At 69.2% G+C, this 24,913-nt stretch carries 23 protein-coding genes; 15 read left to right on the top strand and 8 right to left on the bottom strand.

Annotated features, from left to right (window positions below):
* Positions 1–323: 323 nt before the first annotated feature.
* Positions 324–1,094 carry a precorrin-6A synthase (deacetylating) gene (gene cobF / locus ED92_RS39710; RefSeq protein ID WP_037347816.1) on the bottom strand — a complete coding sequence of 257 codons (771 nt, stop codon included), beginning with the start codon at positions 1,092–1,094 and terminating at the stop codon, positions 324–326.
* A 96-nt stretch (positions 1,095–1,190) separates the two neighbouring features.
* On the opposite strand from cobF, the gene ED92_RS39705 reads away from it, so the two are divergent.
* From ED92_RS39705 to ED92_RS39700, 3 genes are read left to right on the top strand one after another with little or no spacing between them, the layout of a single operon-like run.
* Positions 1,191–1,397, top strand: a complete 207-nt coding sequence (locus tag ED92_RS39705; protein ID WP_037347815.1) for a heavy-metal-associated domain-containing protein — start codon at positions 1,191–1,193, stop codon at positions 1,395–1,397.
* A complete protein-coding gene (locus ED92_RS43120) occupies positions 1,394–1,555 on the top strand; it encodes a hypothetical protein (protein ID WP_162836921.1) in 162 nt (53 codons plus the stop codon). Before ED92_RS39705 ends, ED92_RS43120 begins: the two co-directional genes overlap by 4 nt.
* 32 nt (positions 1,556–1,587) lie before the next feature.
* Entirely contained in the window at positions 1,588–3,780 is a 2,193-nt protein-coding gene (locus tag ED92_RS39700; RefSeq protein WP_052121310.1) for a heavy metal translocating P-type ATPase, read from the top strand.
* On the opposite strand, the gene ED92_RS39695 is transcribed toward ED92_RS39700, so the two are convergent.
* Positions 3,731–4,012, bottom strand: coding sequence for a metal-sensitive transcriptional regulator (locus tag ED92_RS39695; protein WP_007034631.1), 282 nt, complete (start codon positions 4,010–4,012; stop codon positions 3,731–3,733). The two genes, ED92_RS39700 and ED92_RS39695, sit on opposite strands and share 50 nt — an antisense overlap.
* A 168-nt stretch (positions 4,013–4,180) precedes the next feature.
* On the opposite strand from ED92_RS39695, the gene ED92_RS39690 reads away from it, so the two are divergent.
* Positions 4,181–4,543, top strand: a complete 363-nt coding sequence (locus tag ED92_RS39690; protein ID WP_037347812.1) for a YciI family protein — start codon at positions 4,181–4,183, stop codon at positions 4,541–4,543.
* On the opposite strand, the gene ED92_RS39685 is transcribed toward ED92_RS39690, so the two are convergent.
* On the bottom strand, positions 4,544–5,212 hold the full coding sequence (locus ED92_RS39685) for a hypothetical protein (RefSeq protein ID WP_037347810.1): 669 nt from the start codon (positions 5,210–5,212) through the stop codon (positions 4,544–4,546).
* A 290-nt stretch (positions 5,213–5,502) separates the two neighbouring features.
* Between ED92_RS39685 and ED92_RS39680 the strand changes: the two genes are divergently transcribed.
* A complete protein-coding gene (locus ED92_RS39680; RefSeq protein ID WP_081976081.1) occupies positions 5,503–6,120 on the top strand; it encodes a maleylpyruvate isomerase family mycothiol-dependent enzyme in 618 nt (205 codons plus the stop codon).
* Here ED92_RS39680 and ED92_RS39675 read toward each other — a convergent pair whose 3' ends face one another.
* The 4 genes from ED92_RS39675 to ED92_RS39660 form a co-directional block, all read right to left on the bottom strand.
* Entirely contained in the window at positions 6,121–7,455 is a 1,335-nt protein-coding gene (locus tag ED92_RS39675; RefSeq protein ID WP_037347808.1) for a copper resistance protein CopC, read from the bottom strand. It abuts the gene before it with no gap.
* On the bottom strand, positions 7,452–8,030 hold the full coding sequence (locus tag ED92_RS39670; RefSeq protein ID WP_037347806.1) for a hypothetical protein: 579 nt from the start codon (positions 8,028–8,030) through the stop codon (positions 7,452–7,454). The genes ED92_RS39675 and ED92_RS39670 overlap by 4 nt, the downstream gene beginning before the upstream one ends.
* 115 nt (positions 8,031–8,145) lie before the next feature.
* Positions 8,146–8,832 (bottom strand): helix-turn-helix domain-containing protein, encoded by a 687-nt coding sequence (locus tag ED92_RS39665; RefSeq protein ID WP_037347804.1) that lies wholly within the window; start codon positions 8,830–8,832, stop codon positions 8,146–8,148.
* A 40-nt stretch (positions 8,833–8,872) separates the two neighbouring features.
* Entirely contained in the window at positions 8,873–9,712 is an 840-nt protein-coding gene (locus ED92_RS39660; RefSeq protein ID WP_016332220.1) for an AfsR/SARP family transcriptional regulator, read from the bottom strand.
* Between the two features lie 223 nt (positions 9,713–9,935).
* On the opposite strand from ED92_RS39660, the gene ED92_RS39655 reads away from it, so the two are divergent.
* From ED92_RS39655 to ED92_RS39610, 10 genes are all read left to right on the top strand, one after another.
* Positions 9,936–12,206, top strand: a complete 2,271-nt coding sequence (locus ED92_RS39655; protein WP_037347802.1) for a TOMM precursor leader peptide-binding protein — start codon at positions 9,936–9,938, stop codon at positions 12,204–12,206.
* A 42-nt stretch (positions 12,207–12,248) separates the two neighbouring features.
* Complete coding sequence (locus tag ED92_RS39650; protein WP_037347800.1) at positions 12,249–13,694, top strand: SagB family peptide dehydrogenase; 1,446 nt, start codon at positions 12,249–12,251, stop codon at positions 13,692–13,694.
* Positions 13,695–13,867: 173 nt separating this feature from the next.
* Entirely contained in the window at positions 13,868–14,770 is a 903-nt protein-coding gene (locus tag ED92_RS39645; RefSeq protein ID WP_369797490.1) for a helix-turn-helix transcriptional regulator, read from the top strand.
* Positions 14,771–14,931: 161 nt separating this feature from the next.
* Positions 14,932–15,888: a DUF1702 family protein gene (locus ED92_RS39640; protein ID WP_255355420.1), complete on the top strand. Its 957-nt coding sequence runs from the start codon at positions 14,932–14,934 to the stop codon at positions 15,886–15,888.
* On the top strand, positions 15,885–17,849 hold the full coding sequence (locus ED92_RS39635; RefSeq protein WP_037347795.1) for a CRTAC1 family protein: 1,965 nt from the start codon (positions 15,885–15,887) through the stop codon (positions 17,847–17,849). The genes ED92_RS39640 and ED92_RS39635 overlap by 4 nt, the downstream gene beginning before the upstream one ends.
* Complete coding sequence (locus ED92_RS39630) at positions 17,846–18,841, top strand: enediyne biosynthesis protein (RefSeq protein WP_199755230.1); 996 nt, start codon at positions 17,846–17,848, stop codon at positions 18,839–18,841. The genes ED92_RS39635 and ED92_RS39630 overlap by 4 nt, the downstream gene beginning before the upstream one ends.
* Complete coding sequence (locus ED92_RS39625; protein WP_037347794.1) at positions 18,838–20,190, top strand: cytochrome P450; 1,353 nt, start codon at positions 18,838–18,840, stop codon at positions 20,188–20,190. The genes ED92_RS39630 and ED92_RS39625 overlap by 4 nt, the downstream gene beginning before the upstream one ends.
* Before the next feature lie 5 nt (positions 20,191–20,195).
* Positions 20,196–20,753 carry a DUF5987 family protein gene (locus ED92_RS39620; RefSeq protein ID WP_037347793.1) on the top strand — a complete coding sequence of 186 codons (558 nt, stop codon included), beginning with the start codon at positions 20,196–20,198 and terminating at the stop codon, positions 20,751–20,753.
* Positions 20,750–22,402 carry a GMC family oxidoreductase N-terminal domain-containing protein gene (locus ED92_RS39615; protein WP_037347791.1) on the top strand — a complete coding sequence of 551 codons (1,653 nt, stop codon included), beginning with the start codon at positions 20,750–20,752 and terminating at the stop codon, positions 22,400–22,402. The genes ED92_RS39620 and ED92_RS39615 overlap by 4 nt, the downstream gene beginning before the upstream one ends.
* Positions 22,403–22,404: 2 nt before the next feature.
* Positions 22,405–23,355 (top strand): carboxymuconolactone decarboxylase family protein, encoded by a 951-nt coding sequence (locus ED92_RS39610; RefSeq protein WP_052121290.1) that lies wholly within the window; start codon positions 22,405–22,407, stop codon positions 23,353–23,355.
* A gap of 72 nt (positions 23,356–23,427) precedes the next feature.
* Here the strand turns inward: ED92_RS39610 and ED92_RS39605 are convergent, their stop codons facing one another.
* On the bottom strand, positions 23,428–24,870 hold the full coding sequence (locus ED92_RS39605; RefSeq protein WP_052121288.1) for an alpha/beta hydrolase: 1,443 nt from the start codon (positions 24,868–24,870) through the stop codon (positions 23,428–23,430).
* Positions 24,871–24,913 lie beyond the last annotated feature (43 nt).

Genomic DNA, 24,913 nt, shown 5'->3' with positions numbered 1-24,913 from the left:
GCCGATTTCCGGCGACAAGAAACTGTCTAACATTAGAAAAGGGCCCAGGGCCTGGTTGAGAACCACGAGTTCTCCCAGACCTGGGCCCTTTTCTCATTCCCGAAACCCGCCACACGCGTGATCCGACACGGAACACGCGTGATTGCAGAGCGAACACGCGTGATCCCACGGACGACACGACCACCGGCCGAGCCGGCCCTGCAATCACGTGTGTCGTCCGTCTGATCACGCGAGATCCCCCTCTAAACACGCGAGATCCGCCTCCAATCACGCGAGTCACGGCCCCGATCACGTGAGGGGGCGGACCCGGCGCATTTAGAGGACTAAATGCGGGAGGGGGCGGGGCGGCGTAGGTGGTAGATGTCCATGATCCAGCCCTTGCGGGTGCGGGCGGAGGCGCGGACGGAGCGGATCTCCTCGGCGAGGGCCGCGGTCAACGGGCCGGAGAGCAGGAGCTCGTCGGGGGTGCCGAGGTACGCGCCCCAGTAGATCTCCAGCCCGGTATCGACGAACCGCGAGAACGTGCACCCCGCGTCGAGCATGACGAAGACGTCGTCCACGTCCGCGGGCCAGCCGGCTTCGAGGCGGCGGCCGGTGGTGACCAGGACCGGACGGCCGATCTGGTTCATCGTGGTCCGGTGCCGTGACGTCAGCGCGGCCACACTGCTCACCCCGGGGATGACGTCGTATTCGAACTCGACGTTCCCGCGGTCGAGCACCGCGTCCAGCAGGGTCAGGGTCGAGTCGTAGAGCGCCGGGTCGCCCCAGACGAGGAACGCGCCCCGCTCGTCGGGACCCAGGGAAGCGATCATGCTCTCGTAGACGTCGGTGCGGAGCCGGTGCCAGTCGGCGACGGCCTTCCGGTAGTCGTCAGGAGTACGGTCGCGTTCGGGGTCCGGTGCCCGCACGACGCGGTAGCCGGGCCGCTCGACGAAGCGGTCGAGGATCTCCTGGCGCAGCGCCACCAGGTCCTGCTTTTCCGAGCCCTTGTCGAGCACGAAGAACACATCGGTCTCGTTGAGCCGCCGGATCGCCTGGACGGTCAGGTGGTCCGGGTCGCCGGCGCCGATGCCGATGGCGGAGATCTTCCTCATTTCCGCAGTGTCCCCGCACCCTCTGTGCACACCCCTACCCCCACGGGGTATAAAGGAAGTGATCGCTCCACCTGTCCTGTAGAGGAGTTCGAACCGATGGCCGAAACCACCTACATCGTCAAGGGCATGTCCTGCGGGCACTGCGCCTCCTCCGTCACCGAGGAGGTCAGCGAGATCGCGGGCGTCAGCGCCGTGAACGTGGACGTCGCCAGCGGCAAGGTCACCGTCACCAGCGACGCGCCGCTGGACGTCCAAGCCGTCGACGCGGCCGTCAGCGAGGCCGGTTACCAGCTCGTCTCGTGAGCACCGCCCTCAAGGTGTCGGCGTTCGCCGCGGCTCTGGTCGCGGTGTTCGCCGTCGCCTGGGCGATCGGTTCCGCCGTCGGGCCGCTGGACGAGGAGCCGCCCCCGCCGGCGCCGACCAGCGAGCACCACGGGCACCACCCGGGAGGTACGCCGTGACATCCCAGCGCGTCGAACTGGCCATCGGCGGGATGACCTGCGCGTCCTGCGCCGCGCGGGTCGAACGCAAACTGAACAAGGTCGACGGCGTCTCCGCCACGGTCAACTACGCCACCGAGAAGGCGCAGGTCGACTTTCCCGCGGCGGTCTCGGTCGAAGACCTCGTCGGCGTCGTCGAGTCCGCCGGCTACACGGCCCAACCGCCCACACCCGACGAGGACGAGGACCAGACCGGCTCCCTGCGAACCCGTCTCGTGGTCTCCGCCGTCCTCGCCGCGCCGGTGATCGTGCTGGCGATGGTCCCGGCCTGGCAGTTCCCCTACTGGCAGTGGGTCTCGCTGGTCTTGGCCGCGCCGGTCGTCACCTGGGGCGCGTGGCCGTTCCACCGCCCGGCCTGGACGAACCTCCGCCATGGCGCCGCCACCATGGACACCCTGATCTCCCTCGGCGTCGTCGCCGCCACGCTCTGGTCGCTGTACGCGCTGCTGTTCGGCACCGCTGGGACACCTGGCATGCGGCACGGTTTCGAGCTGATCATGGAACGCGGGCACGGCGCGGGCAACGTCTACCTCGAGGTCGCCGCCGGGGTGACCACGTTCCTCCTCGCGGGCCGCTACTTCGAGGCCCGGTCCAAGCGCCGCTCCGGCGCCGCGCTGAGGGCACTGCTCGAACTCGGTGCGAAGGACGTCGCGCTCCTGAAGGACGGCATCGAGAGCCGTGTCCCGATCGGCGAGCTGAAGACGGGCGACGAGTTCGTCGTCCGGCCGGGGGAGAAGATCGCCACCGACGGCGTGGTGACCGAAGGTGGCTCGGCCGTCGACCTGAGCATGCTGACGGGCGAGGCCGTCCCGGTCGAGGTGGTGGCCGGGGACGCGGTCGTCGGCGGGACGGTCAACGCGAGCGGCAGGCTCGTCGTCCGCGCCACCCGGATCGGCGCCGACACGCGGCTCGCGCAGATGGCGCGGCTGGTCGAGGACGCGCAGAACGGCAAGGCGCGGGTCCAGCGGCTCGCCGACCGGGTGTCGGCGGTGTTCGTCCCGGTGGTGATCGCCCTCGCGGTCGGCACACTCGGCTTCTGGCTCGGCGCGGGCAGCGGGGCCGACGCCGCCTTCACCGCCGCCGTCGCGGTCCTGATCATCGCCTGCCCGTGTGCGCTCGGGCTGGCCACGCCGACGGCGCTGCTGGTCGGCACCGGCCGCGGCGCGCAGCTGGGCATCCTCATCAAGGGTCCGGAGGTGCTCGAGTCCACTCGCGCGGTGGACACCGTCGTACTCGACAAGACCGGCACGGTGACCGCCGGGAAGATGAGTCTCACCGACCTGTTCGGCGACGACGAGACCGAAGTCCTGCGCCTGGCCGCGGCGGTCGAGCACGGCTCCGAACATCCGATCGCCCGCGCGATCGTCGCGGCCGCCGAGGAGCGGGTGGGCGAGCTGCCGCCGGTCGGCGGGTTCCGCAACGTCGAGGGCCTGGGTGTCGTCGGTGAGGTCGAGGGCAAGACCGTCCTGGCCGGGAGGCCCGCCCTCCTCGACCGGCACGGCATCGCCGTCGGCGACGAGTTCACCCAGGCCAAGAAGGTCGCCGAGGAACGCGGCGCGACCGCGGTCGTCGTCGCGTGGGACGGCGAGGCACGCGGTGTGGTCGTCGTCGCCGACACGGTCAAGCCGACTTCCGCCGAGGCCGTGGCCGGGTTGAAGGCGCTCGGGCTCCGGCCGGTCCTGCTGACCGGGGACAACGCCGGTTCCGCGGCGGCCGTCGCCGCCGAAGTGGGGATCGACGAGGTCGTCGCGGAGGTGCTGCCCGCCGACAAGGTCGATGTCGTCAAGCGCCTTCAGGCGCGAGGCAACGTGGTCGCCATGGTCGGCGACGGTGTCAACGACGCGGCCGCGCTCGCGCAGGCCGACCTCGGTCTTTCGATGGGGACCGGGACCGACGCCGCGATCGAAGCGGGCGACCTCACCCTGGTGCGCGGCGACCTGCGCGCGGCCGTGGACGCCATCCGCCTCGCCCGCCGCACGTTCGGCACGATCAAGGGCAACCTGTTCTGGGCGTTCGCCTACAACGTCGCCGCCCTGCCGCTGGCCGCGCTCGGCCTGCTCAACCCCATGATCGCCGGGGCCGCGATGGCGTTCTCGTCGGTCTTCGTCGTCACCAACAGCCTGCGGTTGCGACGCTTCAGGACCGGACCAGCCGGGCGATGGCGTCGGACGCCTCCCGGACCTTGAGGTCGGCCTCTTCGCCGCCCGCGGCCGCGGCGTGGACCACGCAGGTGGCGAGGTGCTCGTCCAGCAGTTCGAGGGAGAACGACTGCAGTGCCTTCGTGGCCGCGGACACCTGGGTCAGGATGTCGATGCAGTACTTGTCCTCTTCCACCATCCGCTGCAAACCGCGGATCTGCCCCTCGATCCGGCGCAGGCGCTTGAGGTAGGCCTCCCGCTCGGTGCCGTAGCCCGTCATTCCCGCACCCGTTCTCTCGTCGTTCCCTGTCGTCTTCCCACTATACCCTCCCCACGTATGCAGCCGGAGAGCGGAAAAAAGTGGGTGTCAGGATGTCGAGAACGATCCGGCCGCTCCGACTCCTGCGTGAGTGGCCGGGCACCGGCCGCACGACCAGGAGGAACACCGATGAAGTACATGATCATGATCACGATGAACCCCACCGCCTGGGACGCCCTCCCCGAAGAGGAGCGCAACGAGGTGGTCGCCCGCATCGACCCTTTCATGAAGAAGCTCACCGAGAGCGGCGAACTGCTCGGGACACAGGCGCTGGCGGAGCCGAAGGACAGCACCGTGGTCCGGGTGCGTGACGGCGTCCCGGTGGTCACCGACGGCCCGTTCGCGGAGTCGAAGGAGTACCTGGCCGGCTTCTACCTGGTCGAATGCGACAGCAAGGAGCGGGCGATCGAGATCGCGGGCCAGATCCCGGACGCGCACATCAACGCGATGGAGATCCGGCCGGTGGTCTTCTCGTCCGGCGACAACGCTTAGTCAGGTGGCGGCGGCTTCGGTGCCGGTGCGGGCTTCGGGCCTGCTCCGGCGCTGAACGGGCACTTCCGGTTTCGGTGAGTCCGGTACGGCCAGCACCATGCCGGCTTCGGTGAGCAGTTCGCGGCAGCCGACCAGCTGTTTCAGCACGTCGTCGCGCAGGCGGAGGGCCACATCGGCCTTCTGCCGCGCTTCGGCGACCAGGCGCTCGGCCTCTTCGGCGGCGTCGTCGAGCAGTTTCCGCGCCTTCGCCTGCGCGGCTTCGTCCCGCGCGGCGAGCGCGCGCATCGCCTCCGCGCGGCGCAGCGTCATGGCGCGCTCGAAGTCTTCGGCGATCCGCTTTCGTTCCGCCTCGGCCTTGGCGGCTTCTTCGGCGGCCCGCGCGGCGATGTCGTCGGCTTCCTCGCGTGTGAGTTCGAGCATCCGGCGCGAGCGTTCCTGCAACGCGTCGGGTGCGATCGGCACGCGGCTGATCCGGTCGACGCTGGCCTTCAGTTCGCGATTTTCCTCTTGTGTGGCGGCGAGCTCGCCGGCGAGAGCTTGCCCACGGCGGATCGCTTCGTCGCGTTCGGCTTCCACTCGTCTTAGTTCGGCTTCCACCTCGCGGACGAATTCCCGGACCTGGGCGCGATTGAAACCACGCCACGCCAGATCGAAGCCGGGCATCTCCATTGGTCACCTCCACAGTGGTCGATGTGTCACCGTTGGGCGCTTTTCTTTGCCACACGGGGCTTTCAACGACCAGTGTGCCTGAAGCCGCGACGACACGCGCCACGGGTGGGTGGTCTTTGCGGTGAACGGTCCGCCGCAAGCGGGAAGAAGGGTGAAGTCTCCCGGCGGTGGGAGAATGGACGACCATCGCATACCCCACGGGAGGTGGCCGCGTGACGAGCAGCCGAATTCGGGTCCCTGGCTGGAATACGGCGACAGCGGCCGAAGGATATCGGCAGGTCAGGGAGAACATCGCGATCTTGGTCACCGATCACGCGGGGGCGGGCGAGCGGGCCGTCCCGGCGTGTCCACAGTGGACCGTGCGCGACCTGATCGCGCATCTGACCGAGATCTGCGATCGGGTGATCACCCGGTTCGGTGGCGAGGCCTGCCCGATCCCGGAATCCGCGTCGGCCGTCGAATTGCTGAAACTCTGGCTCGAACGCGGTCCCGAGGCCGACAACCTCCTCGCCGCCGACGGTGCCGGGAAGAGTCGCGGCGACATCATGGTGATGGACGCCTTCACCCACGAACTCGACATCCGGTACGCGCTCGGTGCTCCGCCGCCGCAAGCGCACGCGGCCTGGCTGCGGGGTTTCGAAGTGCTCGTCGGCGGGCTCGGCGCCTCGCTGGGCAGGCACGGGCTGCCGGGGATGCGGATCGAGACCGAGGGTGCGACCTGGATCGCCGGCACCGAGCCGGTCGCGGCGGTGCTCTCGGGCGCGCCCTCGGACCTGTACCGGACGCTCGCCGGGCGGCGGAGCCCGGCCCAGATCGCCGCCATGGACTGGCTGGGCGATCCCGAGCCGTGGCTCCGCGCCTTCACCTGGGGACCGTTCACCCCGCCGGAAGCGGAGATCGAGCGGTGATCAGCCGGTCGGGGACATCGAGGACAACGCCGCGGCCAGCGCGAGCACCACGGCCACGATCAGCACCTCGACGCCGACGCTGACCCGCAGTTTCCGCAGGTCGGCGGTCACCACGCCGGTGCCGCCCCGGCCGGAGATCCCGCGGCGCACCGCGGTGCGGCTCATATTCGCCACCAGCAGCAACGCGGCGAACCCGGTCAGCTTCAGCACGAAGACGATGCCGTAGGCCGACGTCCAGAGCGCCTCCACCGACGGGACGAGCCGGAAACCCAGGTAGGCGCCGCTGACCACCATGATCACGATCGACCGGGTGGCGATCGGATGGAACCGCGCCAGCGCGGGCTCGGCCTCCGACGACGGGTATCTGCCGCGCAGGAGCACGGCCAGCTGGATCAGCCCGCCCACCCAGACGGCCATCGCGCCGAAATGCGCGAGGTCCGCGCTGACCGAGAGGAACATGATCTTGTCGGCCACCGCGTGCCCGGTCGCGGAGAAGCTCAGCATCACGATGAACCCGGCCGCGATGCCGAGGTTCTCGTAGCGCGATCGCAGCCGATCCGGCAGGTCGCCCGCCAGCAGCCGCCGCACGAGCACGGCGAGCGCGACGATCGCGGCCAGGCGCAGGAGCAGGAGTTTCCCGTACGCCACCCGCAGGGTCGCCTCGATCAGCGCGCCGTCGAAGATCGCGCCGACGCCGCGGCCCGCGACGTACGGGCCTTGCAGCAGGAACCCGGCCACGGCCGTGACACCGGAGAGCCACAGACCCGCGGTGATCGGCTTCCGTGCCGCCGGGTCGGTCCGGCCGCCCGGACGGCAGACCAGCAGGAACACCAGCCCGCCGAGCAGCGCGACCCCGCCGAAGGAGCCCCAGCGGAACGTGGTGAACAGCGCGTCGGTCACCGGGTCGGTCCCGGTGGAGGCGGACACCGCGCCCGCCGAGGTGATCAGGGGACCGGTGCCGACCACGAAGGCGATCGTGCCGCGCACCGGATGCGAGTCGGTCGAGACGAAGGCGTACTCGACGAGATAGCTCCCGTCGGGAAGGTCCGGTTCGAGTGCGACGGCGACCTCTTCGGCGACTTCGCCGGGCTGGAACACCGGGCCGGACACCACGTCGGTGCCCTGCTGGTCGACGACCTTGATCGAATTCGGCTGGATGCCGATGTTCTCCGACAGGGTGATCGAGACCCGCGCCGGCGCCGAGGTGAGCCGGGCGCCGTCGGCGGGGTTCGAGGAGAGGAGTTCGACGTGGGCCGAGGCCGGGGCCGCGGCGAGTACCGCGACCCCGAACCACGCCGCCACGAGGGCCAGGAGCGCGCAGAGTCTCCCGGTCACGATGCCGCGGTCGCCAGCTCACGCCGGCTGACGGGCGAGCACGTGCAGCCGGTCAGTTCCCGCTCGGCGGCGGAGGCCTTCCGGTGCACGAGCATCGCGATGATCATCGGGATGGTGACGATCGTGTTGTAGAACAGGTGCAGTTCCACCCGCGGGATGAACAGCTGGATGATGCTGCTCGGCGCGGTCCCGCCGCCGAGCCGCCAGCCGGTCTGCGCCTGGATCAGCAGGAGCAGGTGCTCGATGTGGTGCCAGAACTGCAGGCCGAGCGCCAGGTTCCACCACTGCCGCGAGCGGCCGGCGAAACCCTTGCGCAGGGCGAACAGGAAGATCAGCATGACGATGGCGTAGCCGTAGTGCAGCCATTCGGAGCTGATCAGCTTGGGGAACGGGATCCCGAGCACGCCGCGGGCGTCCGACGTCTTCCAGCCGAGCGCGTAGATCTGGAACGCCTGCACCAGGTGTTCCGCCCAGTGGGCCACGACGACCACCGCGAAGGTGAGGAGCGCCGCGCGGTGGTATTTCCCGTTGAGCGAGGCGAGCAGACCCGGACGAGGCGAATCGAGTGCGGCCATGAAGGGCTCCTAGGGCGAAAGACCGACCGGTGACGGATGTCGACGATATCCCGCGTTCCGAGGATTTCCGTTACTCCGGATTGCTGATCCGACCAGCGGTGTTACGCCGGATGGATCAGCGGACGACGATTCCGTCGGACATTTTCGGAGCGGCGGGAATGTGGAACAATTCCGTGAAAAGCTCCAGATATTCGAAGGCGCCCTCGATCCGGATCTTCCCGGTGCGCGTCGCCTCGGCCGCGGAGAGATCCCCGCTCAGCAGATCCTTGATGAACGGGCCCAGCGGTTCGATGACCGCGTCGGCGCCGGGGTGCGCGCCTTCCGCGACCTTGAGCGCGCCGTCCTCGACGATCGCGTGCAGGACCATCTCGCCCGGGTAGCGCAGCTCGTAGGTGACCTGGACGCCCTTGGCCTTTTCACTCCGGAAGGTCGTGTACAGCGAAAGGATCGCCGAATCCAGGGTGAAGACGTCCTCGGCCGCCGGCTGCCCGAGCGATCGCGCGCCCCAAAGCCCGAGGTCCAGCACGATCTGGTCGAGTTCGCTGCCGTATTCGGTGAGCTCGTAGACCACCGCGGCGTCGAGCTGGGGGAGCAGGCGGCGGCGCAGTACGCCGGACTGCTCGAGTTCGTTGAGCCGCGCGGACAGCGTGCTCGCCGGGATCTTGGGGAGACCCGCCTGCAGTTCGGTGAACCGCTTCGGGCCGAGGACGAGGTCACGGACGATCAGCAGCGACCAGCGTTCGCCGATGATCTCCAGCGCGCGGGCCAGACCGCAGAACTGTCCATAGGTACGACTGCTCATCCGTCGATCCTCACTTTCGTTTCCGTGGCGGGAGCGGGGTTCACGCGGGTTCACCTTCGGAAAGCAGGTCGTGGTGCAGGACCTGCAGTTCGTCACAGGGTTCCACGCCCAGTTCGTTGTTGAGCCTCGCCCGCACCTGACGGTACGTGGCGAGCGCGTCGGAGCGGCGCCCGCTGCGGCCGAGCACGCGGATCAGTTGCCCGTGCAAGGCCTCGTCGAGCGGGTTCGCGGTGACCAGGGAACGCAGTTCGCCGATCAGCTCGTGCCGCATCCCGGCCGCGATGTCCGCCTCGATCCGCAGGTGCAGCGTGCTGCGCCGCTGCTCGACGAGATCGACCGCGTACGCCGACAGCACCGGTCCACAGTGGACGTTCGCGAGCGGCGGCCCGGACCACAGGTCGAGCGCCGACCGGAAGGCCTTCGCCGCTTCGGTGTGCTCGCCGCGCAGGTGCAGCTCGCGGCCCTTGTGCTGCAGCTCCTGGAACTCGAAGACGTCCACCTGCTCCGGCGCGATCCGGAACACGTACCCCGGCGGTTTCGTCGCCAGCATGGTCTCGCCGTACGGGGCCAGCTCGTTCTCGTCGATGCACTTGCGCAGCTGGTAGACGTAGGTGTGCATGGTGGTGCGGACGCTGCGCGGCGGGTCGTTGGCCCACAGCTCCTGCACGATCGTGTCGATGTGCACGATCTTCCCCGGGCTCATGACCAGCATGGCGAGCACCTGCAGCAGCTTCGGCGTCGTCGGCGCGTAGTCGATCCCGTCCCGGACGAGTTCGAGCGGGCCGAGGAGGCTGAAACGGACGGGGCTTGCGGACGCGGCCGGAATCGGGTTGGGTGCCGAGCCGTGGTGCTTGTCCGCTACTCGTGATCCGGTGTACATCGCAAGCGCCCTCCAGCTCGATACGCGTCGTGACCTGATTCCCAGTGCTTCGACAGTGACAGAGCGGCCGGTCGCCGGGCCAGTGAGCCGTCCACCAGGGCCCGCATGCGTGTCTCCCGGGAGAACATGGGTTTTTCACGTCCGACGCGTGAATCGCACACTGGCCGGTACCCGGCCCCACACAGCAGGATTCGAGAATCGAACCGACCTACTGGGGGTCATCATGCGCGAGGCATCGTCCACGCCCACCTCGATCGGCGGACTGGGATTCAAACGGCATCTGCGTGCGGAGATCAGCGAGGGCAACGGTGCCTACCTGTTCTCCGAACAGGGGGTCATCGCGATGCGAGGCGCGCAGGTCGCCTCGGTGGCCGCCCTGCTCGACGGCACCCGTGACCTCGACGGGCTCCTGTCCGCCTGCCCGGAGGGGATGAACGCCGAACAGGTCACCGGCGTGGTGGCCCGGCTCGTCGAGGCCGGTCTGGTCACCGTCCGCGTCCCGGACGAGTTCAGCGGGGACGAGCGCGCGCTCGCGTACTGGGACGCGTGCGGGCTCGACGCGTCCGCCGTGGCCTGCCGCCAGAAGCCGGCGACGGCGAGCCTGACCGCGATCGGCCGCGGCGTCGACACCTCGCAGGTGGCGAACGCGCTGGCCGCGAGCGGTATCGAAGTGGTCGAGACGGCTTCCGAGCTGGCCATCGTGCTGTGCGACGACTACCTCGACCCGAGGCTGGCCGAGATCGACGCCGAGCACCGGCGCACCGGACGGCCCTGGCTGCTGGCCCGGCCGTCGGGTTCGCAGGTGTGGATCGGTCCGATCATGCAGCCCGGCCGGTCCGGTTGCTGGCACTGCCTGACGAACCGGTTGTGGGGGCACCGGCACGCCGAGGCCTGTGTGCAGGAGGTGCTGGGGCACGACGGGCCCGCGCCGTTCCCGATGCCCGCCGTGCCGCCGCTGACCGCGGCGGCGTCGCAGCTGATCTCCCTCGAAGCGTCCAAATGGCTGGCGGGGCACCGCTATCCGGGGCAGCAGGCCGTGTGGATCCTCGACACCCTCGACCTGCAGGGGCGGTTGCACGAACTGCGCCGCCGCCCGCAATGCCCCGAATGCGGCGACGAAGGCATCGTGGCCGCGCGGACGGCCGAGCCGGTCGTGCTGCGGGAGGCCAAGAAGGCGACGTCGGGCGGTGGCGGGCACCGGACGCTCACCCCGGTCGAGGTGCTCGACCGCTACGGCCATCTGGTCAGCCCGGTCACCGGCATCGTCAAGGAGATCGCCCGCGACCCGAGAGCCCCCGCGTTCGTGAACGCGTACCGCTCCGGGCTGAACGTCGCGCGCCGCGTGCGCGGCGAGGCGGGGCTGCAGGCCGGGCTGCGCGGGGACAACGGCGGCAAGGGCGCGAGCCCGATCGACGCCGAGGTCGGCGCGCTGTGCGAGGCGATCGAACGGTTCTCGGCGAACTACCAGGGCGACGAACTGCGGATCCGCGACACCTTCCGCGCGCTCGGCGACGACGCCGTCCACCCGAACTCGTGCATGCTCTTCGACGAGCGCCAGTACGAAACGCGCGTCGAATGGAACGCCAGGCACGCGAACTTCCAGCACGTCCCCGACCGGTTCGACGCCGAGGCGGCCGTCGACTGGACGCCGCTGTGGTCGCTCTCGCAGCAGCGGCGGAAGCTGATGCCGACGGCGTACCTCTACTACGGGGTGCCGCCGGAGTGCGGGCTCACCGGGATGCGCGCGGACTCCAACGGCTGCGCGGCCGGGAGCAGCGTCGAGGACGCGATCCTGCAGGGCCTGCTCGAACTCGTCGAACGCGACGCCGTCGCGATGTGGTGGTACAACCGGCTTCCCGTGCCCGGCGTCGACATCGCGTCGTTCGACGACCCGTGGGCCGAGGAGATGGTCGGCCAGTACGCGCGGGCCGGCCGGGAGCTGTGGGTGCTCGACCTGACCGCGGATCTCGGGGTGCCGGTGATGGTCGCGCTGTCCAGGAGTATCGCCGGGCCGCGCGAGAACGTCATGATGGGCTTCGGCGCCCACCTGGATCCCAGGACGGCGTTGCGGCGGGCGGTCAGCGAGCTCAACCAGATGATCCCCGCGGTGCTCGCGAACGACGTCGAACTCGACGATCCCGACGCGTCGGCGTGGCTCAAGTACGCGACCGTCGGGAACCAGCCGTATCTGCTGCCGGCGCCGGGACGGTCGGCGAAACGCGCCGCGGACTTCAAGTTCGTCCGGCGGCCCGATGTCCGTGACGACGTGGAGTGCTTGGTACGCAAGCTTTCCGCGCTGGGAATGGAGACGCTCGTGCTGGACCAGACCAGGCCCGACATCGACCTCCCGGTGGTCCGGGTGGTCGTTCCGGGGCTGCGCCCGTTCTGGAGCCGCTTCGCCCCCGGACGGTTGTTCGACGTGCCGGTGCGGCTGGGCAGGCTCGCCGAGCCGACTCCCTACGACCGGCTGAACCCATTCCCTATGTTCTTGTAGAGCAAGCTGGAGCAACCGTTGACGACAGATCCCCCCGGCGGAGTGGCCGAAACGATCCCCTTGTGGTCGCTCACCGACGACAGCCTTGTCGAGATCGGTGAGGACGGCTCGCTGGTGGTCGTCACCCGCTGGGGCGAGTACGAGTTCGACCGCGCGGAACCGCTGGTGCTGGAATCGTTGCGGCGGATGGCGTTGGGACCGGTCTCGCTGGCGAACGTGACGTCTTCGTGGGAGCCCTTCGAGCGGGAACCCGATCTCGAAGGCGAGCTGAGCTGGACGGCCGAAGGCGCCGACGCGCTGCGGCAGGTACTCAAGGAACTCGGCGGTTCCGTGGTGCGTTCGCTCGGGCTCGCCGACGGCAGGGGGCCGCTGCTGTCGGTCATCCCGGTCGTGCTCGCCCCGGTGTTCGCGCCGGTGGAGATCCCGCCCACGCGTCCGATCCGGTTGTCCCGCTTCAGTTCCCTGCGGTCCGACGCCGACGGGATGGGGCTGGAGTCGCCGTCCGCGCGCTACCGCGTCGTGCTGTCCCAGCCGTGGGCGGTGCATGTCGCGGCGACACTGGCGACGGCGAAATCGGTCCGGGACATCGTGTCCACCACCGGGATCGACGCCTCGGTGGTCGGCGCGATCGTGTCCTATCTGGTCGCCGCGGGCGTCGTGCAGGTGGCCGGGGAACACGGCCGGTTCGCCGAGGACGACGATCCCGAACTGGGTTTGTGGTCCCCGGACGAACTCTCGTTCCACACCACCAGCCGTACGTGGCGGCCGGGTGGCCCGGCGGATCTGCCCGGTCTCGGGAAACCGCCGGTGGTCAAGGCTTCCACCGGCGACGGGCCGGTCCATGCGCTGTACCGGCCCGATCTGGCCGACCGCGCGGAGACCGATCCGACGCTGACGACGTTGCTGGAGAACGACCACACCTGCCCCGAATTCACCGAGGGTGTGCTGACCGCCGAGCAGATCGGCGAGTTCCTGTTCCGTGGCGCGAGAATCCGGTCGATCGGTCCCGCGCACCTGCCGAACGGGCCCGCCCACAGTGCTTCGCAGCGGCCCTATTTCAGCGTCGCGTGCCTGTACGAACTCGAGTTGTACGTCTCGGTCAACCGGTGCTCGGGGCTGGACCGCGGGATCTACCACTACGACCCGCTGGAGCATCGGCTCGGCCTCGTCAACGCCGACGAGGCCGACCTCGACGCGATGCTCGACATGGCGATGATCGGCGGCGGCAATCATCGACGGCCCTCGGCGCTGATCACCGTGACCGCGCGGATGCCGCGGATGGCGTCCGTCCTCGGAGGTGGCGCGTACGCCACCACGCTGGCGCATGTCGGTGCGCTCCAACAGACGCTGTACCTCGTCGCCCGCGCCATGGGGCTGGCCGCGCACGCCGTCCCGGTGGACGCCGGCGACCGCGTCGACCGCGCGCTCAAGCTCGACTGGCCCGCCGAGGTCAGCGTCGGCGAGTGCGTCCTCGACCTCCCCGTATGACCCTCGATGATCGCCGTCTGATCACGCGAGTTCCGCGCCCAATCACGCGTGTCACGTCCTGGATCACGCGAGTTCGGCCTTGCGGATCTCGATCGCTCATCGAGTGCACCGAAATCGGCACCGCGTTTGCTGGCGTACAGAGGAAAAGCGACAGCGAATCCGAGGTTGGTCTGATGCAGCTACGAACAGTCGCCATGGCGGCGAACGAGAAAGGCGTCACCGAACCCGGTCGGCTCCCCGAGCCGGCGTCCCCCTTGCAACCTGCGGTGCTGCAGGCCATCTCAGCGATGCACGCGAGGTACTTCGACCCGATCACCTTGAGCGACCTGGCATCGGAAGTCTTCGTCAGCCCGTTCCACTTCTCGCGGATCTTCACCAAGGCGACCGGGGTCACCCCCGGCCGATACCTCACCGCGATCCGGCTCTTCGAAGCGAAACGGCTGCTGCTGACGACATCGCTGACGGTGTCGGACATCGTGTGCAGCGTCGGCTACAGCAGCGTCGGCACCTTCACCAGCCGCTTCACCCGTGCGGTCGGGATGACCCCGACCCAGTACCGCGATCCCGAGGTCGGCGAGCTGCTCGTCGCGCTGGCCCCGCATTTCCAGCGCCTCCCGACCCTGGAAGCGTTGCACAGCGCCGGAATGGGCAGCGCCACGATGCGCAGCGGCACCGGCACGATCAGCGTGCGGGTCGAGACCCCGCGCGGGGCCGGTCCGGCGAGTGTCCTCATCGGACTGTTCGCCGAGTCGATCCCGCAGTGCGGCCCCGTCGCCTTCGGTGGCAGGGCGAACGTCCTGTCCGCGGACATCGAGATCCAGAACGTCCCCGAGGGGCGGTGGACCGTCATCGGGGTGGCCGAGCACGCCGCCGGGACCGCGGCCTCCTCGTTCTCCGTGGGCACGCTGCCCGGCCGCGTCGACATCACCCGGTACGGCCGGGTCCACCTGCGGATGCCCATGCGCGCCCCCCGGCCGACCGACGCGCCGATGGCGATCACCCTCGCCGGCGGCCCGAGCTCGGCCGGGAACCGGATGACCATGCCCGCTTCCGAGTACCTCCGCGCGGTGGCCTGAGCGAGGTTGTTCCCGCGGTCTCCCGATTTCGCAAACCGGGAGAACCGCGGGCGCAACCGTGGAGTGGTCGCGTCATCACCACGCATGTGAGCCTTTAAAGCAATCCGGAATTCGAATCCACCCGTTAGGGGGAGAGTGCGTTGGGCAATGGTTGGCGCACGATCAGACGTCGCATGATCACGCCGGACGTCTCCGAGACGTCACTGGACAAGCGCGGTTTCCACAAGAAGAGCCCGGCCGCTCAAGAATTGCTGGAGACCGTCGGTGAGAAGTTCCTGCTCGGCTACGCGCACGCGGTCGAAGCACGGTCCGTCGAACAGGCGGAAGAATGGCTCGAACGTATTCCGGTGAAATACCGCGGCTTCGCCTACGAAGGCGCGGGAATGGGTTACGGAATGCTGGACGGGCTGCCGGGCGGCGGCCGCCGTCACATCGAGCGGTTCCTCGACGGCCCCGGCGAGAAGCACGACTACATCATCTACGTCGGCGTCGGCTGGGCGATGGCCCGTCTGCCGCGCTTCCGCTGGCCGTCCGCCGAGGACTTCGACCCGTTGCTGCGCTGGCTGGTGCTCGACGGCTACGGCTTCCACCAGGCCTACTTCAAGACGGCGAAGTACGTCGACGGGCAGTTCCAGGACCCGGACTTCTCGTGGCCGCCCGGAAACGACGGCTACGCGCTGCGGGCGATCGACCAGGGCATCGGGCGGGCGCTGTGGTTCATCTGCGGTACCGACGTCGACCTGGTCGCCGACACGGTCGCGCGATTCCCCGAGCATCGGCACGGAGACCTCTACGCCGGCATCGGGCTCGCCTCGACCTACGCGTGCGGTGTCACCGGTGACGAACTGCTGAAACTGGCCGAGTTCGCCGGCGAGCACCGCGGGAACCTCGCCCAGGGCAGCGCTTTTGCCGCCGAAGCCCGCGTCCGCGCGGGGCTGCTGATCCCCGAGACCGAGGTCGCCACGCGGGCGATCTGCGGGCTGCCGGCCGAGCGGGCCGCGGCCATCACCCAGGAGGTGCGCCCGGCGACCGTGGTCGACGGCGAACTCCCGGCATTCGAAACCTGGCGACAGCGCATCGCCGCTGAGGTTCTCAACTCTGGAGGTGCAGGGAAATGACCGCGACCTTGGGCTGGCTCCGCAAGCAGCTTGCGGGCATCGTGGCGCTGGTGCTGATGGCGGGACTGTTCGTGGTGGCGCAGCTGCCCACCGTCTCGACCGCCGAGGCCGACACCATGGCTTCGAAGTACGCGTTCGAGCCGCTGACGATCGCCTTGCCGGAGGCGGCGAAGAGCCAGTCGATCCGGACGGTGAACAAGGAGTACGAGCACATCCGCGCCTGGATCTCCTCGGTCGGCGCCGCGATCGCGGTCAACGACCTCGACGGCGACAAGCTCGCGAACGACCTGTGTTTCGTGGACCCGCGCAGCGATCAGCTGGTGATCACCCCGACGCCGGGCAAGGGCGGCGACCGCTACGCGCCGTTCGCGCTCGACGCGGCGCCGCTGCCGATGGGCAAGTACATCGCGCCGATGGGCTGCGTGCCCGCGGACTACAACGAGGACGGCCGGGTCGACCTCCTGGCCTACTACTGGGGCCGCACGCCGATCCTGTTCCTCGCGAAGCCGGGCGCCACGAAGCTGGAGCCGAAGGCCTACGAGCCGGTGGAACTGGTGCCGGGCAACAACTCCAAGAACGGTGAGTACGCCGGTCCATTGTGGAACACCAACGCCGCCTCGGTCGGTGACTTCGACGGCGACGGCCACCAGGACATCTTCATCGGCAACTACTTCCCCGACAGCGCGGTGCTGGACGACCGCGTCTCCGGCGGGGTCGAGATGAACAAGTCGATGTCGCACGCCGACAACGCCGGCGGCAAGTACATCCTGCGGTTCACCGGCGCCACGCAGGGCGCGAAGCCGAGCGCGACGTTCGCCCTCGACGACAAGGCCATCCCGGCCGACTCCCAGGGCGGCTGGTCGCTGGCGGCCAGCGCCACCGACGTCGACGGGGACAACCTTCCGGAGCTCTACATCGGCAACGACTTCGGCCACGACCGCCTGCTGTACAACAAGTCCCGCCCCGGGCACGTCGAATTCGCCGAGGTGAAGGGCATCCGCGGGCCCAACGAGCCGAAGTCCAAGGTGATCGGCAACGACTCCTTCAAGGGCATGGGCGTCGACTTCGCCGACCTCGACCACGACGGTCTCTACGACCTGTACGTCAGCAACATCACGACGTCCTGGGGTATCGAGGAAAGCCACTTCCAGTTCATGAACACCGCCAAGGACACCGCGGATCTGCGTGGCCGGCTGCAGGGCGGCGAGGCGCCGTGGGTGGACCGCAGCGCGCAGGCCGGCACCGCCTGGTCCGGCTGGGGCTGGGACGTCAAGATCGCCGACTACAACAACAGCGGAGAATCGGTCATCACCCAGGCGACCGGCTTCGTCAAGGGCGACGTCAACCGCTGGCCGCAGTTGCAGGAGCTGGCGACCTCGAACGACGAACTGCTGAAGCACCCGTACTTCTGGCCGAACATGGTCGCCGGTGACGACGTCGGTGGCGACCACACGCTGCACTTCTGGGCCAAGAGCTCCGACGGCCGCTACACCGACCTGGCCCCGCGCCTCGGTCTCGCGGTCCCGGTGCCCACCCGCGGTATCGCCACCGGTGACGCCGACGGCGACGGCAAGCTCGACTTCGCCGTGGCCCGCCAGTGGGAGCAGCCGATCTTCTACCACAACGTCAGCCCTGACACCGGGTCGTACCTGAACCTGAAGCTGGTGCACGACAAGGCTTCGGCGGACGGTCCGCTCAAGGCGGCGGGTACCGCGGCGATCGGCGCGCAGGTCACCGTCGTCACCCCCGACGGCAAGAAGTACATGGACCGCGTCGACGGCGGCAGCGGCCACTCCGGCAAGCGCAGCCACGAGATCCAGATCGGGCTGGGCAAGGTCACCGGGCCGGTGAAGGTCTGCCTGCAGTGGCGCGACCTGACCGGGCAGATCCGCACGCAGGAAGTCCAGCTGACCCCGGGCGACCACACGTTCCAGCTCGGCGCTCAGGCTAAGGAGAAATGACCGTCATGGCTGAGCAGACACTCACGGCACCGAAGAGCAACAAGACGATCACGGCCCTTCGCCGGTTCGCGATCTCGATCACCATCTTCAACATCATCGGCTACACCGTGCTCGGTTTCGAGCAGCCCTACACCTATCCGTTCATCGCGCTGGCCACGGCGTACACCACGGAAATCCTGCTGGAGATCATCGGGGCCCGCGTCCAGGGACGCGACGTCCGCTTCCGGGGCAACGGGTTCAAGGGACTGGTGGAATTCCTCTTCCCCGCGCATATCACCGGTCTCGCGCTGAACATGCTCACCTACGTCAACGACCAGGTGCTGGTCATGATGTTCGGCGTCGTGGTCGCCGTCGGCGCCAAGTGGGTGCTGCAGGCCCCGGTGCGCGGCAGGCTGCGCCACTACATGAACCCGTCGAACTTCGGCATCACGATCATCCTGCTGGTGTTCCCCTGGGCGAGCATCGCGCCGCCGTACCACTTCACCGAGCAGGTCGACTCGTGGGTCGGCTGGCTGATCGTCGGCATCATCATGGTGTCGGGCACCGTGCTCAACGCGATGCTGACCCAGCGCATGTGGCTCATCGGCGCCTGGCTGATCACCTTCGCGCTGCAGGCGATCATCCGTGGTCTGGTGTTCGACACCGCGATCCCCGGCGCGCTCGGGATGATGACCGGTGTGGCCTTCGTGCTCTACACGAACTACATGGTCACCGACCCGGGGACGACCCCGTCCAAGCCCGCGTCGCAGATCCTGTTCGGTTCGGGGGTGGCGCTGGCGTACGGGTTCTTCATGATCGTGCACGTGGCCTACGGCCTGTTCCTCGCCACCGCGCTGGTCTGCCTCATCCGCGGGATGTTCCTGTGGGGCCTGCACTTCTCCAAGAAGGCGACCGAGAAGTGGGAGGCCGAGCAGGCGAAGTCGGCCGAGATCACGTCCCTGCCCAAGCCGGCCGGGAAGCCGGAGACGGAAACCGGGGCCGTGGCGGCATGACCACCGGTGCGGAAACCACCCGGGGGGCGCGTCTCGCGCCCCCCGGGCCGCCGCGCCGGGCGACCTTCGGTCTGCTGAAGAAGCTCTTCACCGACCGGCTGGCGCTCATGTCGGATTCGGCCAAGGCACACGGGGACGTCGTCCGGATCGCGATCGGTCCCAAGACGATGTACCTGGTGAACCACCCCGAACTGGCGAAACACGTGCTCGCGGACAACGCGGCCAACTACCACAAGGGAATCGGCCTCCAGGAGGCGCGACGGGCGCTCGGCGACGGGTTGCTCACCAGCGACGGCGACGTCTGGAAGAAGCAGCGCCGGACCATCCAGCCGGTGTTCCAGCCCAAGCGGATCGCGCGGCAGGCCTCGGTCGTCGCGAACGAGGTCGAAGGACTCGTGAAACGCTTGCGGGACACCGAAGGACCCGTGGAGATCCTGCACGAGATGACCGGGCTGACCCTCGGTGTGCTCGGCAAGACGCTGCTCGACGCGGATCTCGGCGGGTTCACCTCGCTGGGGCACTCGTTCGAGGCCGTGCAGGACCAGGCGATGTTCGAAGCGGTGACGCTGAGCATGGTCCCGCAATGGGCGCCGCTGAAGAAACAGGTGCGATTCCGGGAATCGCGGGACGACCTCCGCCGCATCGCCGACGAACTCGTCCAGCAGCGGCTGGCCAACCCGGTCGAGAACGGCGAGGACGTGCTTTCGCGGCTCATCGCCACCGACGGGACCCGCGAGCAGATGCGGGACGAGCTGATCACGCTGCTGCTGGCCGGGCACGAGACGACGGCGAGCACGCTCGGCTGGGCGTTCCATCTGCTCGACGAGCATCCGGAGATCGCGGCGAAACTGCGGGCCGAGGCCGACGCGGTGCTGGGCGACCAGTTGCCGACGCACGAGGACTTGCACCGGTTGCCGTACACGGCGAGGGTCGTCGAAGAGGTCATGCGCCTGTACCCGCCGGTGTGGCTGCTGCCGCGGGTCGCGCAGGCCGACGACGAGATCGGCGGTTATCACATCCCCGCCGGATCCGACGTCGTCGTCGTGCCCTTCACCCTGCACCGGCATCCGGATTTCTGGCCGGAGCCGGAGAGGTTCGACCCGGACCGGTTCGACCCGGACCGGCCCAGCGGGCGGCCCCGCTACGCCTACATCCCGTTCGGCGCAGGGCCGCGGTTCTGCATCGGCAACAGCCTCGGCGTGATGGAGGCCGTTTTCGTGCTGACGATGGTCCTGCGCGACCTCGAACTCAGAAAGCTCCCGGGCTACGACGTGGTTCCCGAGGCGATGCTGTCGCTCCGGGTGCGCGGCGGGCTGCCGATGACCGTGCACACCAGGAACAGGAGGTAGGTTCCGTGGATTCGGACGAACAGGTCGAGGTGTCCACTTTGGAGGCCTACGCGGACACGATCGTGCCGGGGGAGAAGCGTTTCCCCGGCGACCACGCCATCGCCGGCGCTTCGCCGGGACCGGGCGCGGTCGTCGCGGGCGCGCTCGAACTGCTGCACACCGAGGCGACAGGGGTGACCGTCGGGCTGCCCTATCTGGCGCAGTCCCTCAACGACCACGCGAAGGTCTACGCCAAGGAACACGACGTCACACTCGACGAGTCGCTGCCGCCGTTCGTCGCGCTGTCCTTCGCGGACCGGACGGCGCTCGTGCGGTCGCTGACCGCGCCGGGACATCCGGAGAAGGACGGCTGGGTCAGCCTCGCCTTGTTCTGCAACATGTCCTTCGACAGCGCGGCGCACAAGCATACCGCCGAAGCCATCGCCGAGGGCCACCCCGGCCTGCTGGCGATGGGGTACACCGCGCCGGACGAAGACGGTCTGTGGCGGTTCCCCAAGTTCTCCTATCGCCGCGAGCTGGCCAGAGTCCACCCCGACACCACGCCTTCCGGGAGTCCCGCATGACCGCCTACGACAAGACCGACGTCGTCATCGTCGGCAGCGGGTTCGGTGGCTCCATCCCCGCCTACCACTTGGCCGCGGGCGGGGCGAAGGTCACCGTGCTGGAACGCGGGCCGTGGCTGGAGGCGAAGGAGTTCGAGCACGACTATCTGCTCGGCTCGTCCTACACCCGGGCTTTCGATTTCGTCGTCGGCGACGGGATGAGCGTGCTCGGCGGGAACTGTGTCGGCGGCGGCAGCGTGGTGTATTTCGCCGCGATGCCCCGCGCGCCGAAGTTCGTGTTCGAACGTCATGGCAGTATCGGCCGTCGCATGTGGCCTTCGGTGTTGACGCGCGACACGCTGGAGCCTTGGTACGACCGGGTTTCGGAGTCGCTCCCGGTGTCCACACAGGACTGGAACGACGTCTCGTACGCGGGCGGGCTGTGGGCCGCGTTCTGCAACCACTCCGGCCGCACCGCCAACCCCGCCCCGGTCGCGGTGGACAACGACCGCTGCGTGAACTGCAACTTCATGATGGCGGGCTGCCGGTTCGACGCGAAACGCTCGCTGCTGACCAACTACCTGCCCGCGGCGCTCGCGCACGGCGCGAAGATCCGGCCGCTGCACGAGGTGCAGCGGATCGAGCGGATCGACGACGGCGACTACCGCGTGCACTTCAACATCGTCGACGACGAGGACTACCGGCTCCAGTCCGGCAGCGGGACGATCGACGCTAAGGTCGTCATCATCGCCGCGGGCGCCGGCGCGACTCCGGTGATCCTGCAGCGTTCGGAGGCGGCGCTCGGCACCATGCCGCACGCGGTCGGCCGGTACTTCTCGGGCAACGGGGAACGGCTCAACACCGCCATCATCAACGAGGAGCGCGTCCGCGAGGTGCTCGGGCTGTCCCGTGAGGACGGGAAGGTCTACGAGGCCAACCACATCGGCAAGGGCCCGACGGTGGCGAACTGGGACAAGCTCGACGGTTCGCTGCCGGAGTACGAGCGGTATTCGCTGGAGCAGCTGTACTTCCCGCCCGGGCTCGGCACGATCCTCGCGCAGGTGCCGGACGGCGACGAACCACGCTGGTTCGGCGTGCAGAAGAAGGAGATCCTCAAGAAGTGGGCCTCCTGGCTGACCATCTTCCTGATGACCGAGGACGACAACGAGGGTGTCTTCGGCGCGCCGCCGCCCACCGGCAACGCCTACCGCATCTCGCAGCAGATGCTCGGCCGTGGCCCGCTGAAGTACGACCCGACGCCGAACACCCGGCACGGCTGGGCGCTGGCCGACGCGGAATGCAAGGAGATCCTCGAGAAGGACGGCCTGGCGAAGGTGGCGCCGTGGACCAACGACGTCGTCGGCGCGTACACCGTGCACCCGCTGGCGTCGTGCCGGATCGGTGACGACCCGGTGACCTCGGCGCTGCACCCGAACCACGAACTCCGTGATCACCCCGGGATCTTCGTGACCGACAGCGCTTCCGTGCCGGGCGCGCTGACGGTGAACCCGGCGATGACGATCGCGGCGCTGGCCGAGCGTTCGGTGCCGGGGATCGTGCGGGCTTTGCAGGCTCGCGGTGTCGACGTCACGTACGGCGCCCCCGCTCCGGACGGTTCCATCACCGGGCGGCGGGCGGTCGGCAAGCTGTCGCTGGTGGCCGGGAGCTGAGCGTGGCACCCGTGCTGGTGAGGCTCGCGCTGCGGCGCGCGGTGTGTGAAGCCCGGTACGTCCGGCCGGTTCCCTTCGGCCGGGCGACCGGGCTCGTACGCGACGTCTACGAACGGCTGGAACGCGATTTCGGGATGCTGGCCCCGCCGGTGGCGGTGCATTCGCCGTCACCGCCGGTGCTCGCGGCGAGCTGGGTGATGCTGCGGGAATCGCTGGTGGCGGCGGGGGAGACGAGCCGGGCGGACCGGGAGATCGTCGCGACACTGGTGTCGCGGGGGAACTCGTGTCCGTACTGTGTCGAGGTCCACGGGATGGCGCTGGACTCGCTCGGGCGTTCCTCCGAGGCCGCGGCGATCGCCTCGGGCAGTCCCGTGCCGGATCCTCGTGCGGGGACCCTTTCGGCGGGGGCCCGGTCGGAGCTGACCGCGGTCGCGTTCGCGTTCCACTACCTGAACCGGGTGGTGAGCGTTTTCCTCGGGCCGTCACCGTTGCCGCCGACCGTGCCGGATTCGGCGCGGGCGAGGGCGAAGGCCGTCTTGGGGCGGTTCCTTCGGCCGGTGACAGGGGCTCCGCCAGGGGAGTCGCTGGACCTGCTGCCGGTCGGCTCCCGGGATTTCGCCTGGGCCGCGGGCAATCCTGTGGTCGAGGACGCGTTCTCGCGTGCTTCGGCGGCGTTCGCCGCGTTGCCGGTGCCTTCGTCCGTGCGGGACGTCGTGGAGCGTGAACTGTCCACTTGGGACGGTGCGCCACCCGGGTTGAGCCGGTCCTGGGTGGACGCCTACGACGATCACGCGGTGCGCTTGGCCTTGGTGGTCGCGAAGGCGCCTTATCAGGTGGACGACGCTTTGGTGGCGGCCGCGGGGCTGGGTGATCGGGAGCTGGTCGAGTTGGTGGGGTGGGCGAGTTTCACTGCCGCCGCCCGCGCTGTTTCGGTCGCCCCGCTTCCTGGTTAGCACCGGTGTCGCGAAAGCCACGTTCGAGACATCTGGCGTCCCGAACGTGGCTTTCGCGACATCCCGCCGCGCTCAGTCGGCCGGGCAGACGGTGCCCGGAGCGGGAAGCGACCCGTCGAGCAGGTAGGCGTTCGCCAGGCCCCGGACGCATCCGCTCCACGGATAGGCGGTGTGCCCGATCCCGTCGTAGGTGAGCAGCGCGGTCTTGGCGGGCAGCTGACGGTGCACGTTCGCCGCCCACGCGTGGCCGGTCGCCGGATCGTGCTTCGGGTTCGTGAGGAGGATGGTCGGCGTGCGCGGGTCGACGCGGGCGGGCGCCGGCGGATTGTTGACCTCGGACGGCCAGCCCGCGCAACCGAGCCAGGCTTCGCGCAATTCGGTGGAGTAGCGCATGTTCGGGGCCGCCGCCCGTTCCGCGGCGACGAGCCGGTCGAGCTGTCCCTGGTCGGCGACGCGCATGTCCCAGTCCTGGCACAGCACGGGCAACCGTCCATTCGAGACGGTGTCGCCGGAGGCCGTGGTGACCGCGGAGTCCGGCTGTGCGTCGGGAGTCCCGATGTGGAGACTGGCCAGGAACCGGCCGAGGCCCGCCAGGTCCGCCCGGCTGAGATTTCCGTACGCGGTCTGGAGGACGTACCAAGGGGAGCTCGGGTTGGTGGGTTCACCCTCGTACAGCTTGCCTTCGTCGGCCGCGGTCAGCAGTTCCCGCCAGCGGGCGAGCACGTCCTCGCCGTGCAGCGCGCACTCCGTCGAAGCCGAGCACCAGGAGGCGAACTCGGCGAGCGCGTCCTCCGCCGCCCCGGCCGCGGTGGCGGCGAAGTCCGTCAAGCCGAGACTGTGGTCCATGTTGCCGTCCAGGACCGCGGCACGCAGACGGTCGCCGTGCTGTCGCGCGTACTGCTGCCCGATGAGGGAGCCGTACGAGACACCGAAATAGCTGATCGCCGGTTCGTCGAGGGCGATGCGGAGATCGTCCAGATCGTCGGCCACCGCCCCGGTGTCGACGTGGTCGAACAGCGGGCCGCTGCGGGCGCGGCAGTCGTCGCGAAGGGCACGGTTGTCCGCCACGAGCCGGTCGAATTCGGCCTGGTTCCGGGGTGTCGCGGCGGCGAGTCCTCGCACGAGTCCGCTCGCGCACTGAATGGGCTGACTGGCCCCGATACCCCGCGGATCGAATCCGACGATGTCGAAGCGCGAGCGGATCTCCTCAGGGAACAACGCTTCGCTCTTGAACGCGAAGTCGACCCCGGACGCCCCCGGCCCGCCCGGATTCACGACCAGCGCACCGATCCGGCGCCCCGGATCGGTCGCGGGAATCCGCGCGACCGCCATCCCGAAGGTGCCCTTGCCCGGATCGGCGCGGTCGACGGGCAGGGTCAGGGTCGCGCACCGGGCGGTTTCGTGGTCCGCGCACGGGGCCCAGGCGAGCGCGGAGGACGCCGCCATCGCCGGGGCCGCGGTGGAGAGGACGAGCGCGACGGCGGCCAGTGCGATCGTGGTCTTGCGGGTGCTCATCCGCCCACGCTAGCCACAGTGGACAGTGCCCGGCACTGGCCGA

Origin of the sequence: Amycolatopsis sp. MJM2582 (assembly GCF_000754115.1) — a bacterium.
Lineage (GTDB): Bacteria > Actinomycetota > Actinomycetes > Mycobacteriales > Pseudonocardiaceae > Amycolatopsis > Amycolatopsis japonica.
The sequence above is the reverse complement of the archived record's forward strand: the minus strand, read 5'-3'. Positions and strand labels throughout refer to the sequence as shown.

Coding starts and splice junctions, on each gene's coding strand:
- cobF (WP_037347816.1), bottom strand. CDS start 1,094: ATGAGGAAGATCTCCGCCATCGGCATCGGCGCCGGCGACCCGGACCAC.
- ED92_RS39705 (WP_037347815.1), top strand. CDS start 1,191: ATGGCCGAAACCACCTACATCGTCAAGGGCATGTCCTGCGGGCACTGC.
- ED92_RS39700 (WP_052121310.1), top strand. CDS start 1,588: ATGACCTGCGCGTCCTGCGCCGCGCGGGTCGAACGCAAACTGAACAAG.
- ED92_RS39695 (WP_007034631.1), bottom strand. CDS start 4,012: ATGACGGGCTACGGCACCGAGCGGGAGGCCTACCTCAAGCGCCTGCGC.
- ED92_RS39690 (WP_037347812.1), top strand. CDS start 4,181: ATGAAGTACATGATCATGATCACGATGAACCCCACCGCCTGGGACGCC.
- ED92_RS39685 (WP_037347810.1), bottom strand. CDS start 5,212: ATGGAGATGCCCGGCTTCGATCTGGCGTGGCGTGGTTTCAATCGCGCC.
- ED92_RS39670 (WP_037347806.1), bottom strand. CDS start 8,030: ATGGCCGCACTCGATTCGCCTCGTCCGGGTCTGCTCGCCTCGCTCAAC.
- ED92_RS39665 (WP_037347804.1), bottom strand. CDS start 8,832: ATGAGCAGTCGTACCTATGGACAGTTCTGCGGTCTGGCCCGCGCGCTG.
- ED92_RS39660 (WP_016332220.1), bottom strand. CDS start 9,712: ATGTACACCGGATCACGAGTAGCGGACAAGCACCACGGCTCGGCACCC.
- ED92_RS39655 (WP_037347802.1), top strand. CDS start 9,936: ATGCGCGAGGCATCGTCCACGCCCACCTCGATCGGCGGACTGGGATTC.
- ED92_RS39645 (WP_369797490.1), top strand. CDS start 13,868: ATGCAGCTACGAACAGTCGCCATGGCGGCGAACGAGAAAGGCGTCACC.
- ED92_RS39635 (WP_037347795.1), top strand. CDS start 15,885: ATGACCGCGACCTTGGGCTGGCTCCGCAAGCAGCTTGCGGGCATCGTG.
- ED92_RS39630 (WP_199755230.1), top strand. CDS start 17,846: ATGACCGTCATGGCTGAGCAGACACTCACGGCACCGAAGAGCAACAAG.
- ED92_RS39625 (WP_037347794.1), top strand. CDS start 18,838: ATGACCACCGGTGCGGAAACCACCCGGGGGGCGCGTCTCGCGCCCCCC.
- ED92_RS39615 (WP_037347791.1), top strand. CDS start 20,750: ATGACCGCCTACGACAAGACCGACGTCGTCATCGTCGGCAGCGGGTTC.
- ED92_RS39605 (WP_052121288.1), bottom strand. CDS start 24,870: ATGAGCACCCGCAAGACCACGATCGCACTGGCCGCCGTCGCGCTCGTC.